This window comes from Microtetraspora malaysiensis (genome assembly GCF_001528665.1).
GTDB classification, from domain to species: Bacteria; Actinomycetota; Actinomycetes; order Streptosporangiales; family Streptosporangiaceae; genus Microtetraspora_A; species Microtetraspora_A malaysiensis.
This window is the reverse complement of the sequence record NZ_BBYJ01000011.1, coordinates 122,398-140,694: the sequence shown is the minus strand read 5'-3', so window position 1 is coordinate 140,694 and position 18,297 is coordinate 122,398. Positions and strand designations below refer to the sequence as shown.

The following is an 18,297-nucleotide window of genomic DNA, read 5'->3' as shown; positions in this document are numbered from 1 at the left end:
CGGTCACGGGTCGAGCAGGCTCCGCGCCGCCTCCACGGGCGGTGGGAGGCGGCGGCGCAGCGGCAGCGCCGACGGCAGCGTGCGGGCGGCGTCCCGCAGGCCTCTCCGCCCGGCCGGGCCCGCGCGCAGGGCGGCCAGCGCCCCGATGGCGACCACCCGCCAGGGACGGCGCAGCACGGCGGTGAGCAGCGCGTTCCGTACGGCGAGCGCCTGCCGGCCACGCGGGTCCCCGGACGGGGACGGGTGATGGTGGGCGACGACGTCCTCGACGTAGGCGAGGCCCCATCCGGCGGCGGCCAGGTCGACCGCCAGGCGCTCCTCTTCCCCGACGAAGAAGACGACGTCGTCGAATCCTCCGGCCGCGAGATAGGCGTCGCGGCGCACGACCGCGCCGCGGGCCAGGAAGCCGAGGACGCTCGGCCCGGGCAGGTCGGGCTCCAGGCCGAGGCGCCCGGCCGCCATTTCTCCACAAATGGGGTCAAGACGCCCGTCCTCCCCCACCAGGACCCGCCCAGCCAGTACGGCGAGGCGCGGATGGGCGTCCATGATCGCGGCCGCCCGGTCGAGCGCGCCGGGAGCCCACCAGGAGTCGTCGCCGGCGAAGGCGACGTAGGGGGTGCGCGCCCGCAGCACGCCGACGTTCCTCGCCGGGGCGCCCAGGTTCCGCCCCGCCTCGACCACCTCGACCCGCGGGAACCGCTCCCGTACGAACCGGGGGGAGCCGTCCGTCGAGCCGTTGTCCACGAGGATCACGTGCGCCTCGTGGCGGGGCAGCGAGCGGGCGAGGCCGGCGCGTCGGTCGCGGGTGGCGACCACCACGGTGACGCGTGCGGACGGCGGCGCGGGCACCCCGCGCTCAGCCCGTCCAGGACAGGAGCGGCTCGATGTGCTCCGGCTGGCGGAGCGACCGCAGGGCCTGCCGTTCGAGCTGGCGGATCCGCTCGCGGGTGAGCCCGAGCCGGTCGCCGATCTCCTGGTAGGTGTGCGTCTTCCCGTCGCCGAGGCCGTACCGGAGGGTGACGATGTACGCCTCGCGGTCCGGCAGCGTGTCGACGAGGGAGCGGAGCTGCTCGGCCAGCACCCGGCACTCCAGCACCTCCGAGACGGGGACCACCTCGGCGTCGGCGATCAGGTCGCCCATCCTGGTCTCGCCGTCATCACCCACCACCATGTCGAGGCTGACCGTGTCGTGGGCGAGGCGGCGCAGCTCGGCGAGCGCCTCGACGGACTGCCCGGACGCCGCGGCGATCTCCTCCTCGGTGGGCTCGTGCCCCAGATGGCGTTCGAGGTGGCGCTCGGCCCTGGTCACCTTGGAGAGCTGTTCGAGGATGTGCACCGGCAGCCGCACCGTCCGGCTCTTGTCGGCCAGGCCGCGTTCGATGGCCTGGCGTATCCACCACATGGCGTACGTCGAGAACTTGAAGCCCTTGGCGTAGTCGAACTTCTCGACCGCCCTGATCAGGCCCAGATTGCCCTCCTGGATCACGTCCAGGAGCGGCCAGCCGCGATGGCCGTACTTCTTCGCCGCGGCGACGACCAGCCGGAGGTTGGCGCGGAGCATGTGGTCCTTGGCGGCCTCGCCGTCCTGGACGACCTCCCGCAGCTCCTCCAGCCGGGCCCGCTCGCCCTCGGCACGTCTCTGGCCGGGGACCCGCGAGCCCTCGTCCCCTCGATCTTCCGGATCACCGGCGCCCATCTCCTCAAGCAGATGCCGCGCGTACAGCCCCGCCTCGATGCGCCGGGCGAGGTTCACCTCGTCCTGGGCGCTGAGCAGTGGCGTCCTGCCGATCTGGCTCAGGTACTGGCCGAGCAGGTCCTGCTCGTCGTAGGGCTCGTACGGCTCCGCGCGGCCGGTGCCCGCATGTCCGCGCATCCTGGTCACCTCTTCACCACCGAGGCGTCCTTCCCAGGAGGCTCTCCCGGGTTCCTCCCGGCGTCGCCTACCCAGGGCCCTCCCGGCCATTCTCCTCCGGCGAGTTTCGCCCGGCACGGCCGGGTAGCAGACCGCTGGCAGGCAGGACGGCCGCCTCCGGGCGGCGCCGGGGACGGAGAGGGAGGATCGCCATGGCCTTCATCGATCGGGAGTGCGTCCGGCAGCTGATCGAGGCGCCGGATCCGGACGCGGCGCTGGTGTTCGTCCGCGGCGACTGCGTGGTCCTCCCGGCCGCGGAGATCGACGACGCGCACCAGAGGCTGGTCATCATCCGCCGCAGGGACCTGACCGCGCAGCTGCACGGGGACACGATCACCGATCAGCAGCTCGACCTGCTGGCGGAGCGTCTCGACAACGTCGTCCACGATATGGGGGCGTGATCGACGGCCGCCGGACACCGGCGTGCAGTGAGGGATCAAGAGAATTGAAAGCGGTCCGTTCCAGACTGCGGGCAACCGCAGCACGAAAGGACCTCTCCCATGAAGCTCACCCGCACTCTCACCGGTCTGGCCCTGACCACCGCCTTCCTCGTCGGCGTGCCGCTCGCCGCCCAGGCCGCGTCCGGCACCTCGTGGGGGCCGTACACCGCCCCGGGCGGCAAGGCGAAGGCGGTCGGCACCCTGCAGGCCGAGGGCGAGGACCACGCGGACATCCCCACGGCCGACCTCGTCCGGATCTCCGGCAAGGTGCACGACCTGACCAGGTCGTCCGCGACCTGCGGCTGGGCGGTCTTCCGCATCACGTACCGCGACGCGGAGGGCGGCCTGCCCTTCGTCCACCGCAGCTTCCGCGACTGCACGTACGGGAGGCCGCTGGCGTTCTCGTTCACCCGGCGGGACGTCTACCAGGTCGAGCTCAAGGTCTGCGCCGAGGGCAAGAAGAAGCAGCCGTCCCTCACCTGCCTCTACGCGGGGACCTGGAAGACGCTCTACCTGTCGAAGTGACCACGCCGGCCCGGCGAAGAGGCACGGTTTATCCGTTTCGGTGGCGGGTAGGCGGACTGGACCAGTAGGCACGAGCATCCGGAGGCACGGCGAATGTCCTCCCAGGTCACGGAATCGGGCGTGGTGCAGTGCGTGCACTGCGAGCGGAAGAACCGGCTGCCCAGCGCCTCCTCGGGGGTCCCGCGCTGCGGCCACTGCCACGAGCCCCTGCCCTGGGTCACCGACGCGGGGGACGACGACTTCGCCGAGATCGCCGAAGCCGCGCAGATCCCCGTCGTGGTCGACTTCTGGGCCGGGTGGTGCGCGCCGTGCGGCATGGTGACCCCGGCGCTCGAACGGCTCGCGGAGGATTTCGCCGGACGGCTCAAGCTCGTGAAGGTGAACGTGGACCAGGCGCACCGGCTGTCCGAGCGCTTCGGCGTCCATGCCATCCCGACCCTCGTCGTGATGAAGCAGGGGCAGGTCGTCAGCCGGCAGAGGGGCGCGGCGCCGCCGTCGGAGCTGCGCGAATGGGTCGGCGACGCGCTGGCCCGGTGATCTCGCCGCACCGCCCGGCGCAGAGACGGCCGGGGAGGACGGGCTTCCGGCCGTCGAGCGCGCTCGCGGCCGGTCACCCCTTCAGGAGCGCCTGGACTTCCGCGTAGCCGGGGAGGCCGGTGGCCACCGGGCCGCCCTCCGCGACGGCGAGCGCGGTCGTGACGGCCGCGCCCAGCGCCGCCCGGTACAGCAGGGAGCCGCAACTGATCCGCCGTACGCCCAGCTCGGCCAGCCCGGCCACGGTGGGCCCGGCCGGCAGGAACAGGACGTTGAGCGGTACTCCCGTTCCGCCGGCGAGCGCCCGGATGTGCTCCGCCTCGGCGACGCCGGGCACGAAGACGCCGTCGGCCCCCGCCTCCGCGTACGCTCGGCACCTGCGCAGGGCCTCGTCCAGCATCTCGGCCCCGCTCGGCTCCTTCCCCGCGACCCGATCCTCCGGCCGGAGCCGGGACTCCTCCCCCGCCGTCCGCTCCCCCGGCCGAAGCCGGTCCTCCGCCGTCCCGGCCTCGTCTCCCGTCAAGGTCGTGGCGAGCCAGAACGTGTCCGTACGGGCGTTGACGAACATGCCGGGCACCCGTTCCTTGATCGCCGCCACCGCCTCCTGGACGGCGGCGAGCGGGGCGAGGCGGCCGCCGGGCCGTCCGTCCTCCAGGTTCACCCCGACCACGCCGAACGCGGCCAGCTCCGCCGCCAGGTCCGCCACCTGGCCGGGCGTGCCGCCGAACCCGCCTTCGATGTCCACGCTCACCAGGCAGGGCAGCCGTGCCAGCCGCCGGGCCAGGGCGACCGTCTCGTCCCTGGTGGCCCCCTCGCCGTCCGGCTTTCCGGCGACGGCCGCCACGCCGAGACTCGTCGTCCCCACCGCCGTGAACCCGGCCCGGGCCAGCGCCGCCGCCGACGCGTAGTCCCACGCGTTCGGCAGCACCAGGGGAGCCGGTCCGTGGTGCATCTCCCGGAACAGGGCGAAGGCCCGCGCCCCCGGCGTCCCCGCGGTATGGCGACTGTCCGCGACGGCCTCCAGGACGCCGGCGGCCAGGGAAAGGGCGAGCCGGTCGCCGGGGCAGGGGCGGAGCCCGTGCCCGAAGGTGAGATGAGCCGCGCCCGGAGGCCTCGTGGAGGGCACCGCGGCGTCCCGGCCGGCGGCGGGCACGTCGATCACGACCGCCGTGCCGGCCTCGACGACGACGTCACCCAGCGTCACCCGCTCCGTGGTCACCCGGCGCAGCACCTTCAGCGGCGGGTCGAGCCGCAGCGTCTCCTCCAGCAGCTCGTCGATCGTGGCCGGATCGGGCCGGCCGGTCAGGTGCCGGGCGGCGTTGCGGATCAGTCCGGCGGTGGAGTCGCACGCCTGGACCAGCAGCATGACCGTGGTGGCGAGCGTTCCGGCCTCGGGGCGTCCCGGCGCAAGCCAGCGCCACCCACTCACCCGCGAGGGGCGCGGCGGTGTCTGGACCGAGGAACGAGCGACTCCGCGAGGGGCTCGGCGGTGTCTGGACCGAGGAGCGAGTGGGGAGCGAGGGACGAGCGACTCCGAGCGACGAGGGAAGACATCGACTGAAGGCGCCCCGAGCCGCGCGAGCGGAGCGAGCGCAATCAGACACAGCAGCCGGTCCAGGGCCGCGTCCGCCGGGGCGTCCGGCCCGGTCCCGGGGAAGTACGCGTCGGCGATCACGCCGACGAGGTCGGCCACCTCGTCCGGATCGCTCCCCGAGTCACCGCACAGCACGTCCGCCAGCACGGCCACGGGGATCCGCCTGGCGACCGCGTCGAACGGCACGCCGTCCCGCAGCGCCGTGCCCGCCCGCCGCCGGGCCGCCTCGCGCAGGCGTACGGGATCGAGCGGCGCGAGCGCCGCGACGGCGGCGCGGCGGCCCTCGGCGTGCCTGCGGCCGTTGGCGAAGCGGCTGACCGCGCCGCGCAGCCACCCCATGCCGGTCTCGATGCCGGTCTCGATGCCCGTCCCGCCGGGCGGCGCCTCCGGGACCGCGAAGCGGTCGTCGGAGAGCACCGCGCACGCGTCCGCGTACCGGCTGATGACCCACTGCCCGCCCTCGAACCGGGGCGACGTCGCTGCTGCCATGCCCTCGACGCTAGGCCCGGGACGTTTCGTCAGCGGCCGAAACGTCCCGGTAGGGGGACGGACGGCGTCAGCCGAGCAGCGTGTCTCCGACCCAGCCGTTGGGGGCGCAGCCGGGCGGGATCGCGAAGACGGCGGAGCCGATCGGCACCGTCCACGCGTTCAGCAGGTCGGCCTCCGCGAGGTTCCGCTGCACGGGGACGAACTGGCGGTCGATGTCGGCCTGGTACGACGCGAACAGCAGCCCGGAGGAGGATTTGCCGTCCGCGGTGACGCCTTCGTCGTAGTTGTACGGCCGCCGGAAGATCCGCTGGCCCGGGTCCTGGACGCGCGCCCGCCTGATGTGGGCGTACTCGGAGATGACGGGGAACCCGGCGGGGCCGAGCTTCTCGAAGTCCGGTTCGTCGTGTTCGGCGTTGCCGGTGATGGGCGCCCCGTTGTCGAGACGGCGTCCCACGCTGAACTCTCTGGCGACCCGGTCCGCGGCGTCCCAGGTCTCCAGGTCCATGTGGATGCGCCGCAGCACGAGGGTCGTGCCGCCGCGCAGCCACTCGGGGCCGTCGCTGATCCAGACCGCGCGGTCGAAGTCCGCCGTCCCCGGCGCCGGGTTGACGGTCCCGTCGAGCTGGCCCATGAGGTTGCGCTGCGTCGTGCCGGGCTCCTGGACCTGCGGGCTCCTGCGGAACCCCCGCTGGGTCCAGCGCACCTTGGCGAACGCCCGCGCGTCCTTCACGATCATGCGGAGGGCGTGGGAGAGCGTGACGCCGTCGTCGGCGCAGATCTGCACCAGCAGGTCGCCGTCGCTCCACTGTTTCTCCAGCTTGTCGATGGAGAACGCGGGCAGTGCCGCCACCGTCTTGGGCCGCAGGTGCTCGACCCCGGCCGCCGTGAACAGCCCGGGGCCGAACCCGAACGTGACAGTCAGCCGGGCCGGGTTGAACGCGAGCTCCGGTTCGACGTCGGCCAGGGCCGGCCGTCCCTCGGTGAGGCGGCGGGCGTCGTCGGTGAGCAGCCGCATCAGGCGGCCGATCGCCTCCTTGCCCGTACCCTTGCGCAGGTCCAGGCCGAGGAAGGCGGCGTACGTCTGCGGGCTCGTCGCGACGCCGCTCTGGTGCGTGCCGTGGAAGGGCTCCACCGCCGTGCCCGCGGAGACGGGGACGGCGGTCGCCGCCGCGGTGGCGGCCGTGGGGGTTCCGGAGGGCGCGCACGCGGCGAGGGCGCCGACCGCGGTGGCGGCGCCTCCCGCGAGCAGTCCCCTCCGGCTCAATCGGGGTTCACGCATGTCGATCAGCCGTGGTCCTTGCCGGTCTCACCGCTCGCGCCGTGGTCGCCGTCATCCCCGCCGTGGCCGTCGTGGTCCATGCCGGGCTGGTAGTTCTCCTTGCCGCCGGCGAAGTCCTTGCCGATCCCGGTGAACTCCAGCGTCCCGCCGTCCTTGAAGGTGAGCGTGAAGGAGATCTGGTCGCCGGGCTTCACCGGCTTGGTGACGCCCATCATCATGATGTGGTCGGCGCCCGGTTCGAGCTGGTGCGTGCCGTGGGCCGGGATCGTGAAGCCGCCCTCCTTGGGCCGCATGACCATCTTGCCGCCGGAGTCGACGACCTCGTGCAGCTCGACGTCGGGCGAGAGCGGGGAGGTCGCGGACAGCACGGTCACCTCGGTGTCGCCGTTGTTGACCAGGGTGCCGAAGGCCGCGGTCATGCCGGACTCGGTGCTCTTCACCCACGGGTCGGTCACGGAGATCGCGGCCTGGCCAGACGGCGCCGGGGTGGCCGCGGGAGCGGTCTGGGCCACGGCCTGGGTGTCCGGCTGGGCCGCGGGCTGGGAGCCGCAGGCGCTGACCACGGCGATGAGGACGGCGGCGGGTGCGATGCGACGAAGGAACATGTCCGGTTGCCTTTCTTCGGCCGGGTACGGCGTGCCGGGTGATCCGCGGCTGTGCCGTACCGGTCGGTGGTGGTTGTCGTTGGGAGCGATCCGCGGCAGGGCGGGATCGCGGCAGTCTTCGATTCGGATGGACGGGCCGCTCAGCGCGTCGGCCGCGGTCGACGCGTACGCCGGCGGGGCGGCAGAGCGGTCACGACGCGCCGGACCGGGCCGGCACATCGGCGAACGCCGGGAGCGGTTCACACGGACGGATCCCGCGAGCCGGGCGTGCCAGGGACCCGGCGCGGACGGGCCGGACCGGCCGTTCGCGAGTCGGGCCGTCCGGGCGATGCGGCGGCACGGCCGGTGCGGGGCACAGGTGCGCACCCGGTCCGATCCGCCGTCGGTCCCAGAAATCGGGCTCACGAGAGCCGCCGTCCGGCGAATCCCGTACGGAAAGTGCGGTGCGGCGCGTCAGCGCGCGGCGGCCGGGAGCGCGGGCGGCCCGCGCCGGCTGACCGCGTGCCGCAACTCCCGGGCGCGGAGGATCTCCGGCTCGGTGGAACGGCAGGCGTGGAAGGGAGCAGGGGCCGGGACGAGCAGGACGTCCAGGAGGAGGCACAGCCGGGCGGCGAGCCGCCGCAGCAGCGACCACAGCATGGCCTCGCCGCGCGCGAGCCACAGCGCCGTCAGGCCGACGGCCCACCCGTGGGTGATCAGCATGCCGAGGCCCGGCACCAGCCCGGAGTGGAGGTGCCCGCCCGTCTCGACAAGCGGCGTCGCGTCCCCGAACCCGTCCGTGACGGGCGCGGCGTACCGCAGGCTGAACAGCAGGTGCAGGGCCACCTGGAGGCCGCCGAGGAGAGGAAGGATCACGGCGAGGCCGCGCTCCCTCCCGGTCCAGGGAAGGGCGGCGGCGAACGCGAGCGCGAGCGCGGCGGCGACCCTCGGCCCCGAGAGCGACCCACCGCCGAACAGGTGCGCGATCACGCCCAGCACGACGCACACCACGGCGAAGGCCGTGGTGCGTGCCAGTCGGAAGGGAGTAATCGCGTCCATTTCGCTTTCATCGTCCCACGGGGACCCGCCGGTCTCCCCACCGCTCCCCGAAGATCACCATCCGCCGCGCCTCACATGAGATAGCGGAACCACAGGTAGGGCGTGGAGATCGCGACGGTGACCAGGGTGACGACCAACCCGTACTTGGTGAACTGCCAGAAGCTGATCGGCGTACGGTTGCGGGCGGCGATGCCGAGGACGACGACGTTGGCGGCGGCGCCCACGGCGGTCGCGTTGCCGCCGAGGTCGGCGCCGAGCGCCAGGGCCCACCACAGCACCTGCGCCACGTCGTTCCCGCCGTTGGCCTGCACGAGGTCGGCCACGATCGGGCTCATCGTCGCGACGTACGGGATGTTGTCCACGACGGCCGACAGCGCCGCGGAGGCCCACAGCAGCAGCATGGTCGCGAACCCGAGATGGCCCTGGGTGGCGCCGACCGCCGCCTCGGAGATCTTGCCGATGACGCCGGTCTTGACGAGCGCGCCGACCATGACGAACAGCCCGGCGAAGAACACCAGGGTCGGCCACTCGACCTCGCGGATCGCCTCCTCGGTGGTGACCCGGGTGGCGGCGACCAGCACCCCGGCGCCCAGGAGCGCCACCACGGAGGGCTCGTAGTGCAGCACCGGATGCAGCACGAACGCCGCCATCACCACGGCGAGCACCGCGAGGCTCTGCCACAGCAGCCTGCGGTCGGCGATCGCCTCCCGCTCGTTCAACGCCATGATCTCCGCGGCCCGGTCGGGGTCGTAGCGGAACTCCTTCCGGAACATCACCCGGCACAGACCGATGAACACGACCATCAGGACGACGATGAGGGGGGCCAGGTGAACGAGGAAGTCGTTGAACGTGAGCCCGCCCCGGCTGGCGATGATGATGTTGGGCGGGTCGCCGACGAGCGTGGCCGTGCCGCCGATGTTGGACGCCATGGCCTCGGCGATGAGGAACGGCACGACGTTGAGCGCGAGCCGCTCGCAGACGAGGAACGTCACCGGGGCGATCAGCAGCACGGTCGTGACGTTGTCCAGCAGCGCGGACGCACCCGCGGTGATCACCACGAGCAGCACCAGCAGCCGGAACGGGCGGCCCCGCGCCCGCTTCGCGGCCCAGATCGCCAGGTATTCGAAAACGCCCGTCTGCTTGAGCACGCCGACGATGACCATCATGCCGAACAGCAGGAAGATGACGTTCCAGTCGATCCCGGTGTGCTCGGAGAAGAACGCCGAGGGAGCGGCGGTGGCGTGGATCAGCAGCATGAGCCCGGCGCCGCCGAGCGCCGCCGCCACACGGTGCACCCGCTCCGTCGCGATCAGCGCGTACGTGCAGACGAACGCCACCACCGACAGCCAGGCGGTGACGGTCATGAGGCGAGCACCCGGTCGAGCAGGGCCTGCAGGGTGACCGCTCCGCACAACCGTCCGCCGTCGACGACCGCGACCAGCGGGCTGCGCGTCCGCGCCATGAGCGCGGCGATCTCCAGCACCGTGGCGTCGGGGTCGGTCACCGGCAGCTCACGCGGGTCCTCCGGCAGGCACTCCCGGACGGTACGGCCGGCGAGCGAGCGGACGAACACGTCGGCGTGCGCCTCGTCCACGACGCGGGCGAGGGCGGGGTCGTCCTGGCAGTAGCGGGGCACGGCCAGCCGCAGCACCTGCGTCCCCGGAAGGACCGTGCGTGGGAGACCGCCTTCGCCGACCACGATCAGGCCGGGGAGATCCTGGTCCGCGAGTAACCGCGCGGCCTCCATCATCGGTGTGTCGAGGGTGACCGTCGGGAAGTCGACGGCGAGATCACGAGCTCGCATGGGGGCACTCCAGGGTCGGTGACGGCACTGCCGACCAGACTTCCCGGCTCACCCCGGGGCAACCTATCAAGACCGGGGCGCCGGTGGAAGCGGGGATCCCAGGACGGCGAACGCTCACGGCCCCCGGGATCCGGCCCGGTCACACTCGGCGGCAGCGCAGCAGCAGCATGGCGGCGTCGTCGTGCAGCGGGGCGTCCACGTGCGCGACGAGGTCGAGCCGCAACGCCTCCAGGGCCGCCTCGGGATCGTCCTCCTTGAGCAGGTGGGCGCGCTCGGCGAGCGGGTAGAAGCGGCGGGCGCGGTCACGTGCCTCGATGACCCCGTCCGTGTAGAGGAGGACCTGGTCGCCCGCCCCGAACGGGATCTCGTAGGGGGACGGCCCGTCCACCGCCAGCACGGCGAGGCCGAGCGGTGGCGCGCAGACGTCCGGCTCGACGAACGCGACCTCGCCGTCGGCCCGCAGGATCAGCGGGGCCGGATGCCCGTAGTTGAGCAGGGTCAGCGTCCCGTCCGGATGGGCCTCGGCGAGGATCGCGGTGACGAAGTCCTCACCGGTCAGCCGCCGGTTGAGCGCCTTCTCCACTCGGGCGCTGACGCCGAGGAGGTCCGGCTCGTCGTGCGCCGCCTCGCGGAACGCGCCGAGGACGAGGGCCGCGGTCTCCACCGCCTCCAGCCCTTTGCCCTGGACGTCGCCGACGATGACCCGGACTCCGCTCGGGCCGGTGACGATCTCGTACAGGTCGCCTCCGATGCGGGCCTCGGCCGTCGCGGACGTGTAGGAGACGGCGGCGCGCAGGTGGCCCGCCCGCCGGGGCACCGGACGCAGCAGCACGCGCTGGGCGACCTCGGCGACCGAGCGCACGTTGGCCAGTTCGCGCTCGCGGCGCTGCCGCCCGGCCGTGGCGAGGATGCTGGCGGCGGTCACTCCGCAGATCGAGACGACGCTCAGGTCGCTCTCGGGGGCGCGCAGCAGGTCGTTGTAGGCGGCGAGGAGCAGCGAGAGCACCAGCGCGACGAGGCCGATCAGCACCGTACGGCGGATGCCGCCCACCAGGCTCGCGAACGCCGGGCCGATGGCCAGCAGCGACAGGAACACGTACTGGGACCCGGCGAGGATGTCGGCGGTGGCGATGATGCCCATCATCAGGAAGGGCAGCATCGCCATCAGGGGCTGCGCTCGGCTCACGCGGCCTCCGGGAGCCGGCGTCGTGCGGGACGGATGGCCGCCGGCGTGAATGTCGACCGGCGACTCTGGACGTGCGTCACTGTATGCCTCCGAAATGTCGCCGGGCGCAGTCGCTGCCGGACGAGCCGCCCCCATGCGCCGCCGTCACCTTAACAAGCGGCGTCGCCCGAGAACAGGCGATACATCCCCTGGACGCCCAGGTTGGCGGCCAGGACGGGGGAAGCGTGCTCACCGGCGCGCCGGTGGCTCCGCCTTCTTCTCCTGGAGCTCGGCATCGCCGATGAGCCCGGCCGAGGGGAGCTCGCCGAGCTCGCGCGGCGGCCGGGGAACCTTGCGTTGCTGTTCGTACCGGATTCGTACGGCCCCCGCTTCACAAGCCCCCACGCAGCCCTGGCCGACCAGTACGTCCGTCATGAACCCAGGATAGATCGTCTGTCTGTTTGTTCCAGCCGGGAAGCGAGCGGGCGGACGGGGACGGCCGCCCCCGGCGCCGTCGATAGGGTGACCAGGTGGATCAGGGGACATACCGGAACGCGGATCGCGGTGATCAGGACGCGGGGCGCGACGCTTTGCGCGCACTGCTGACGGGAGTGGACGCGCGGCGCTACCGCCTGGCGTTGGCCCTGCTGTGCGAGGGCGGGTGGTGGACGCGGGCCGATCTGGTCCGGGTGACCGCCACCTCCAGGCGGGGCGTCGAGGCGCTGCTGCGCGAGATCGCGGTCGAGCACGCCGGCGACCGGTTCCGGCTGACCGGCGCGGAGGCCCGCGCCTGCCGGGAGCTGCTCGGGGAGGATCCCCTCGCCGCTCCCGCCGCGGAAGCGCCCCGCGTTCCCGGCCCCGCGCCGGACGCGACGGGCCCCGGCCTGCCTGTGGGCGGACTGCCCGCCGACCCGGTCGGGCACCTGCTCTCCCGGCACGCGGACCTGCTCGCGCGGATGGAGGGGCTCGTCGCGGGCGCGCCGCGCGCGGTGCAGGCGCTGGACCACGTCGCGGCGACGCCGGAGACGGTCGTGCGCCGGGCGCTGCTGCTGGACGCGCGGTTCTGGTTGCCGGGGGCGCGGCTCCTGTGCGTGGGCGACCACGACCTGACCTCGCTCGCGGTGGCGCTGCTCCGTCCGGACGTCGAGGTGACCGTCGTGGACATCGACGAGCGCATCCTCGGCTACATCGGCGAGCAGGCCGAGCGGCTCGGCCTCGACGTGCGCACCCGCTGGGCGGATCTGCGTCTCGGCCTGCCGCCGTCGGTGCACGGGTACGCGGACCTGGCGGTCACCGACCCGCCGTACACGCCGGAGGGCATCGGCCTCTTCGTCGCCCGCGCCTGCGAGGGGCTGCGGGACGTGGAGCAGGGCCGGATCCTTCTCGCGTACGGCGCGAGCGAGCGGACGCCGATGCTGGCGTTGAAGGTCCAGAGCACCCTCCACGACCTCAACCTCGCCTACGAGGCAATGTATCCGGATTTCAACCGATATTTCGGGGCAGAGGCCATCGGCTCGGCCGCCGACATGTACGTCCTGCGCCCGACGACCAAGACCCTGCCCGCCGTGGCGGCGCGGACCGAGCGCTTCGCCTCCGCGATCTACACGCACGGCCCGCAGTCGGTGGAATCCCAGGCCGCGGCGAGCGGCGCGGACGCCGCCGCGCTCGCGGAGTTCGCCCCCGGGCTCCTCGTCGGCGAGTGGCCCAGAGACCTGCTCCCCCGGACCCCTCGGGCCAAGCTGGCCACGTGGCTGGCCAAGCCGTACGCGGCGGCCACCGAGCGCGTGGCGATCGCCGTACCGGCCGGGTTGGAGGCCGCACTGCCCCGGCTGCTGCTGGCCGCGCGGGGGCCGCATGTGCGTGCCTACCTCGGCGCGCCCCCGGACGATCTCTCCGCGCTGTCCGAACCGCTCGCGCCCGTCTACGCCGTCCGCGCGCGCGGAAACGTCGTGGACGCGACGCGGCGACCGCTGCCGGAGGAGGTCCCGGCCAGGCAGGCGAGCGCGGCCGTCGTGGAGGAGGAGCGCGTCGAGATCATCCTGCGCCGGATCCTGGACCACGCGCACGGCAAGCTGGCCAACACCTGGCGCGAGGCGCTGACCAAGCTGCCCGGCGGCCCGACCAAGAAGCAGGCCCGCTCGATCGTGGCCGCCGTCGCCCCCTGGTCGGCCGACGTCACCCCTCTCGAACTGCCCGCGCACCGGCTGCGGGAGCTGCGCGCCGCCGTGGCCGCGTCACTGGCCCAGGCCGAACCGTCTTAAGCCGCCGGGCGCAGGTGTTCAGGCGCGCAGGGCGTCGCTGACGAGCTCGCGGGCCTCCTCCTGCACCTGGGCGAGGTGCTCGGGGCCGTGGAACGACTCAGCGTAGATCTTGTACACGTCCTCGGTGCCCGAGGGACGCGCCGCGAACCACGCGTTGGCGGTGCAGACCTTCAGCCCGCCGATCGCCGCGCCGTTCCCCGGCGCGGTCGTCAGCACCTCGGTGATCGACTCGCCGGCCAGGGAGTCGGCGGTGACCTGGTCGGCGGAGAGCTTCGACAGCACCGCCTTCTCCTCGCGGGTGGCCGGCGCGTCCACCCGCGCGTACGCCGGATTGCCGAAGCCGGCGACCAGGTCGCCGTACAGCATGCTGGGCGAGCGGCCGGTGACGGCGAGCATCTCGGCGGCGAGCAGGGCCATGATGATGCCGTCCTTGTCGGTCGTCCACACCGAGCCGTCCCGGCGGAGGAACGACGCGCCCGCGCTCTCCTCGCCGCCGAAGCCCAGGGAGCCGTCGAGCAGCCCGGGGACGAACCATTTGAACCCGACCGGGACCTCGACCAGCCGCCGGTTCAGGTCGGCCGCCACCCGGTCGATCATGCTGCTGCTGACCAGCGTCTTGCCGACCCCGGCCGCCGCCTGCCAGCCGGGCCGGTGGCCGTACAGGTAGGAGATCGCGGCGGCCAGGAAGTGGTTGGGGTTCATCAGCCCGGCGTCGGGGGTCACGATGCCGTGCCGGTCGGCGTCGGCGTCGTTGCCGGTGGACACGTCGTACGCGCCCCGGTTCGCGATCAGGGACGCCATCGCGTGCGGCGACGAGCAGTCCATCCGGATCTTGCCGTCCCAGTCGAGCGTCATGAACCGCCAGGTCGGGTCGACCAGCGGGTTCACCACGGTCAGGTCCAGCCGGTGCCGCTCGGCGATCTCTCCCCAGTAGGCCACGGACGCGCCGCCGAGCGGGTCGGCGCCGATCCGCACGCCCGCGTTCCTGATCGCGTCCAGGTCGAGCACGGAGCCGAGGTCGTCCACGTACGCGGACAGGAAGTCGTACCGGCCGGTCGTCTCGGCGGCCAGGGCCCGCGCGTACGGCACGCGCCTGACCTCCTTCAGCCCGCTCGCGATCAGCGCGTTGGCCCGGTCCTGGATCCACCCGGTGGCGTCGGTGTCGGCCGGGCCGCCGTTCGGCGGGTTGTACTTGAAGCCGCCATCGGCCGGCGGGTTGTGCGACGGCGTCACCACGACGCCGTCCGCCAGGCCGGACGTGCGGCCGCGGTTGTGGGTCAAGATGGCGTGCGAGACGGCCGGGGTCGGCGTGTAGCCGTCCCTGCTGTCGATCAGCACGGTCACGCCGTTGGCGGCGAACACCTCAAGCGCGGACACCCGGGCGGGCTCGGACAGGGCGTGCGTGTCGGCGCCCAGGAACAGCGGCCCGTCCACGCCCTTCATCGCCCTGAACTCGCAGATCGCCTGACTGGTGGCGAGGATGTGGTCCTCGTTGAACGCCGTGTTCAGCGCCGAACCGCGGTGCCCCGACGTCCCGAAGGCCACCCGCTGCCCCACCTGCTCGGGGTCCGGGCGCAGCGCGTAGTACGCGGTGACGAGACGGGCCACGTCGACGAGATCGGACGGCCGGGCGGGCAGTCCCGCACGCTCATGGGCCATGGGCTTCTCACGCTCCTTCAATGTCGGCCCGCTCGGGCCGGCACACCGGCCTTCACGCGGGCCGCCACGCTGGCCCGCGTGTTGGCCGGTCACTACAGAACACTCACAAGACCTACAGATCAGTCTGCCGCATCGCCACCGGCGGCCCGATGCCCGAGCCTCACCTTGTGGACGAGCCGCTCGCGACGGCGTCCCCGGTGTTCGCACCGCGCCCGTCCCGATGCGGGACGGCCCCGGCCGGCGAAGATCGGCAGGCTTTCGAACATACAGCGGACACCCGGTCCGGGACGATCCTCAAGGTGTGCGCCGATGGGCCTCGTGCGTGACAACGTGGAAGCACCCGCCCGGCCGTAAGGCACCGAGTTCGGTGTCCTCGCGCCATCCAGGGAGGCGGCCGGGGCTCCTCGCATCGGCGTACCTGTAATCCGGCCGACAGGCCCGCGCGCAGGTAGTCGCCGATCGAGTGGCGGTATCTCGCGAGCCGTCCACGCCGAGGACCCGGTGGCCGCGCTTGGCCAGCAACGTCGCGACTCGGCCGGTGCCGCAGGCGGCGTCCAGGGCGACGCCCACCGGAATCTCGTCGAGGATCCGCTCGACGACGAGACCCGCCTCGCCTATTCCATCGAATAGACCCGCCCTGCGCCGCTCACCGGACCCCAGTCGCGTATCTGGACAGCCTGCGCAATATGCAGATTCGCATCCACAAAAGTGGATTCTTCACAAGATATTCGACAATGGGTAAGATCATCCTCCTGCCCGGTCGCGCTGATCATCCGGGCCGATTTTCCATGCTGACGGGGCCCGTGAAGGACGCCCCACGACTGGACAGGGAGATCGATTATGAGGCGCGCACTGGTCGCGTTAGGTGTCGGCTTAGGTCTGCTGGGATCCACCGTCGTTGCCGCGCCGGCTCAGGCCGCGAGCCCGGTGAGGACCTCTCTGGCCTCGACCGCGTCGTCCGCTCAGGAGGCAGCGACGTTTTGGCTCGCCGATGGGGGCGCCAACCTGAAGAACGCCACGCCCTACGCCGTGCAGACCGTGGTTCACGGAGAGCGCGTGTCCACTCCCATCGTCCCGGACGGCGAGCCCGGCCAGGTCCCTCCTCTGCCAAGCCAGGTCCCGCCTGACGGGGAAACGCCCACAACCTGGGGAAAGGTGTTCTTCATCGGCGCTGACGGTCAGCCGCATTGGTGTACGGGCACCGCCATGACCTCGTCCTTCCACAACGTCGTCGCCACAGCAGGTCACTGCGTATACGACACCCAGAGCAGTGCCGTCACTCTGGACAAATGGGTCTTCGTTCCGGGTTACTCGGAGGGCGCGACCCCATGGAGCCTGTACGTCGGAAAGTATGCCTTCGTCCACGACGACTTCGACGCGTACACCGATTACGACCGCGATTTCGCCTTCGTGAATGTATACAAGGGCGTCATCTCGTCATCCACCGGCGCACTGACCAGCATCGGGAACCTGGTCGACAACGTCGGCGGGCAGGGCTTCGCCTACAACCGGACGACGGGCTCATCCACCGACGTCTTCGGCTACCCGGCCGGCCCCAACCCGGACGGAACGCAGCCGCCCTACACAGGTCAGGTCCTCGAACGGTCTACCGGGCCGACATTCGCCATGACACTCTCCGACCTCCCCGCCGACCGGTTCATCGGCGTCGACTCGCCCTTCCCCGGTGAAGGATCCCTCGGCTCCTCATGGTTGCTCGACTACGGCGACAGCGAGAACGGCGCGGGTTATCTCAACGGCATCACCATCGGCGTTTCCGACACCGACGGCGACAACCGCTACGACACCAGCGTCTCGCCGTACTTCGACAGCGAGGTGTACGCGGTCTACCGCGCGACCTTCGGGTACTGGACCGGCCCCATCGTATAGACGGCCGCCGGGCACGGCCGGGTTCGCATACCGATCGGCCGCGGCCAGTACGGCTCACCCATGGACCGGGGCCGGCCGAGGATTGAGGCCACACGCACGATGGCATCCCGTCGCCTGACTGCCGTTCTAGCGGTCGTCGCAGCACCCCAGCTTGGGGAGCGCGATGGAGTTCGAGATCCGCGGGATCCAAACCCTCAGGGGCGGAAAAGAAGGGGGCGCCCGCCGGGTCAGACGACCGGCCGCGCCCCCTTCTGGCGCCTTGGCAGCCTGCGCCCGACCTGGCCGGCGCGGTTCTCAGCACTGCGGCTCAACGGGGCAATGTCGCACCCGATGGCGACGCGCTGACATGGCGATGGCAATTCTGATCTCGGCGGTAATCGAGTTGCGCGGCGCGGACTGAGCCGTAATGATCCGGCCCGTGCTTGCCGACCTGTGGCCCCAATACGGACTGACCATCTTCACCCCACGACTTGAACTCCGCCTGCCGCGCGGGGAAGAGCTGGCGGCACTCGCAGATCTCGCAGCCAAGGGCGTGCACCGGGCAGACGAGCGCCCGTTCTTGACTCCATGGACCGAAGGCGGTCCCGAGGATCGAGCACGGTCTGTGCTCCAGGGACACTGGAGCCAGCTCGCAGAATGGGACGTGGCAGCGTGGCAGCTCGGACTCGGGGTCTTCCACAGCGGCCAACCTCTTGGCGCGGTCACGCTTCGAGCACGCGATTTCCCAGTCGTTCGGGAGGTCACAACGTCCTCGTGGCTGGGCATCGAACACCACGGCAAGGGCTACGGAACCGAGGCTCGGACCGGCCTGCTCACCCTGGCCTTCGATCACCTCGGCGCGCGTGCCGCACGCACCGAAGTGTTCCAGGACAACCACGCCTCTCAGCGCGTGTCCCGCAAGCTCGGCTACGAGCACGACGGCGTCTCGGTTGACGCCCGCGGTGACGAGGCCGTCGTATCCGACCGTCTACGGCTCACCAGACAGAAGTGGACTCAGCAGAACCGGCCCCCGGTAAGGGTTGACGGGATGGCAGCCTGCCGCCCGATGTTCGGCCTCTGACACATCCGCTCATGCCAGCGCGGCGCGGACGGCCGCCATCGAGGA

19 protein-coding genes are annotated in these 18,297 nt (G+C 72.2%); 7 read left to right on the top strand and 12 right to left on the bottom strand.

Features of this window, described 5'->3' with window-relative positions; genetic code table 11:
* Positions 1 to 3 precede the first annotated feature (3 nt).
* Together AWQ71_RS15730 and AWQ71_RS15725 are read right to left on the bottom strand one after the other, a co-directional pair.
* The gene (locus tag AWQ71_RS15730; protein ID WP_067133503.1) at positions 4 to 849 is read right to left on the bottom strand and encodes a glycosyltransferase family 2 protein; all 846 of its coding nucleotides are present in this window, start codon (positions 847 to 849) and stop codon (positions 4 to 6) included.
* A 7-nt stretch (positions 850 to 856) separates the two neighbouring features.
* Complete coding sequence (locus AWQ71_RS15725; protein ID WP_067133500.1) at positions 857 to 1,873, bottom strand: sigma-70 family RNA polymerase sigma factor; 1,017 nt, start codon at positions 1,871 to 1,873, stop codon at positions 857 to 859.
* A 191-nt stretch (positions 1,874 to 2,064) separates the two neighbouring features.
* On the opposite strand from AWQ71_RS15725, the gene AWQ71_RS15720 reads away from it, so the two are divergent.
* The 3 genes from AWQ71_RS15720 to trxA all read left to right on the top strand — a co-directional run bounded on the left by AWQ71_RS15720 (position 2,065) and on the right by trxA (position 3,414).
* Positions 2,065 to 2,313, top strand: coding sequence for a hypothetical protein (locus tag AWQ71_RS15720; RefSeq protein WP_067133498.1), 249 nt, complete (start codon positions 2,065 to 2,067; stop codon positions 2,311 to 2,313).
* A 99-nt stretch (positions 2,314 to 2,412) separates the two neighbouring features.
* Positions 2,413 to 2,877: a hypothetical protein gene (locus tag AWQ71_RS15715; protein WP_067133495.1), complete on the top strand. Its 465-nt coding sequence runs from the start codon at positions 2,413 to 2,415 to the stop codon at positions 2,875 to 2,877.
* 93 nt (positions 2,878 to 2,970) lie between these two features.
* Positions 2,971 to 3,414, top strand: a complete 444-nt coding sequence (gene trxA / locus AWQ71_RS15710) for a thioredoxin (protein WP_067133492.1) — start codon at positions 2,971 to 2,973, stop codon at positions 3,412 to 3,414.
* Positions 3,415 to 3,487: 73 nt separating this feature from the next.
* Here the strand turns inward: trxA and AWQ71_RS41640 are convergent, their stop codons facing one another.
* From AWQ71_RS41640 to AWQ71_RS15670, 8 genes are all read right to left on the bottom strand, one after another.
* Entirely contained in the window at positions 3,488 to 5,494 is a 2,007-nt protein-coding gene (locus AWQ71_RS41640) for a cytochrome P450 (protein WP_157570369.1), read from the bottom strand.
* Positions 5,495 to 5,561: 67 nt separating this feature from the next.
* Positions 5,562 to 6,773, bottom strand: coding sequence for a Dyp-type peroxidase (locus tag AWQ71_RS15700; protein WP_067133489.1), 1,212 nt, complete (start codon positions 6,771 to 6,773; stop codon positions 5,562 to 5,564).
* A 5-nt stretch (positions 6,774 to 6,778) separates the two neighbouring features.
* Positions 6,779 to 7,378 (bottom strand): copper chaperone PCu(A)C, encoded by a 600-nt coding sequence (locus AWQ71_RS15695; RefSeq protein ID WP_067133855.1) that lies wholly within the window; start codon positions 7,376 to 7,378, stop codon positions 6,779 to 6,781.
* 453 nt (positions 7,379 to 7,831) lie between these two features.
* Positions 7,832 to 8,416 (bottom strand): hypothetical protein, encoded by a 585-nt coding sequence (locus AWQ71_RS15690; protein WP_067133486.1) that lies wholly within the window; start codon positions 8,414 to 8,416, stop codon positions 7,832 to 7,834.
* Positions 8,417 to 8,487: 71 nt separating this feature from the next.
* The gene (locus AWQ71_RS15685; RefSeq protein ID WP_067133484.1) at positions 8,488 to 9,780 is read right to left on the bottom strand and encodes an ArsB/NhaD family transporter; all 1,293 of its coding nucleotides are present in this window, start codon (positions 9,778 to 9,780) and stop codon (positions 8,488 to 8,490) included.
* A complete protein-coding gene (locus tag AWQ71_RS15680; protein WP_067133481.1) occupies positions 9,777 to 10,220 on the bottom strand; it encodes a CBS domain-containing protein in 444 nt (147 codons plus the stop codon). The genes AWQ71_RS15685 and AWQ71_RS15680 overlap by 4 nt, the downstream gene beginning before the upstream one ends.
* Positions 10,221 to 10,359: 139 nt before the next feature.
* Positions 10,360 to 11,406, bottom strand: coding sequence for a PP2C family protein-serine/threonine phosphatase (locus tag AWQ71_RS15675; protein WP_245658306.1), 1,047 nt, complete (start codon positions 11,404 to 11,406; stop codon positions 10,360 to 10,362).
* A 228-nt stretch (positions 11,407 to 11,634) separates the two neighbouring features.
* Positions 11,635 to 11,820: a hypothetical protein gene (locus AWQ71_RS15670; RefSeq protein ID WP_067133475.1), complete on the bottom strand. Its 186-nt coding sequence runs from the start codon at positions 11,818 to 11,820 to the stop codon at positions 11,635 to 11,637.
* Positions 11,821 to 11,915: 95 nt separating this feature from the next.
* Between AWQ71_RS15670 and AWQ71_RS15665 the strand changes: the two genes are divergently transcribed.
* Positions 11,916 to 13,646, top strand: a complete 1,731-nt coding sequence (locus tag AWQ71_RS15665) for a bis-aminopropyl spermidine synthase family protein (RefSeq protein WP_084258922.1) — start codon at positions 11,916 to 11,918, stop codon at positions 13,644 to 13,646.
* A gap of 18 nt (positions 13,647 to 13,664) precedes the next feature.
* Here the strand turns inward: AWQ71_RS15665 and pgm are convergent, their stop codons facing one another.
* Both pgm and AWQ71_RS43840 read right to left on the bottom strand, forming a co-directional pair.
* Positions 13,665 to 15,305 (bottom strand): phosphoglucomutase (alpha-D-glucose-1,6-bisphosphate-dependent), encoded by a 1,641-nt coding sequence (gene pgm / locus AWQ71_RS15660; RefSeq protein WP_067133469.1) that lies wholly within the window; start codon positions 15,303 to 15,305, stop codon positions 13,665 to 13,667.
* A gap of 294 nt (positions 15,306 to 15,599) precedes the next feature.
* Positions 15,600 to 15,827 carry a hypothetical protein gene (locus AWQ71_RS43840; RefSeq protein WP_245658314.1) on the bottom strand — a complete coding sequence of 76 codons (228 nt, stop codon included), beginning with the start codon at positions 15,825 to 15,827 and terminating at the stop codon, positions 15,600 to 15,602.
* Here AWQ71_RS43840 and AWQ71_RS44400 point away from each other — a divergent pair.
* The 3 genes from AWQ71_RS44400 (at position 15,807) to AWQ71_RS15650 (ending at position 18,252) form a co-directional block, all read left to right on the top strand.
* The gene (locus AWQ71_RS44400) at positions 15,807 to 15,935 is read left to right on the top strand and encodes a hypothetical protein (protein ID WP_281196194.1); all 129 of its coding nucleotides are present in this window, start codon (positions 15,807 to 15,809) and stop codon (positions 15,933 to 15,935) included. The genes AWQ71_RS43840 and AWQ71_RS44400 overlap by 21 nt on opposite strands.
* A gap of 210 nt (positions 15,936 to 16,145) precedes the next feature.
* Complete coding sequence (locus AWQ71_RS15655; RefSeq protein ID WP_067133466.1) at positions 16,146 to 17,192, top strand: trypsin-like serine peptidase; 1,047 nt, start codon at positions 16,146 to 16,148, stop codon at positions 17,190 to 17,192.
* 418 nt (positions 17,193 to 17,610) lie between these two features.
* On the top strand, positions 17,611 to 18,252 hold the full coding sequence (locus AWQ71_RS15650) for a GNAT family N-acetyltransferase (protein ID WP_084258942.1): 642 nt from the start codon (positions 17,611 to 17,613) through the stop codon (positions 18,250 to 18,252).
* The last annotated feature ends 45 nt before the right edge of the window (positions 18,253 to 18,297 follow it).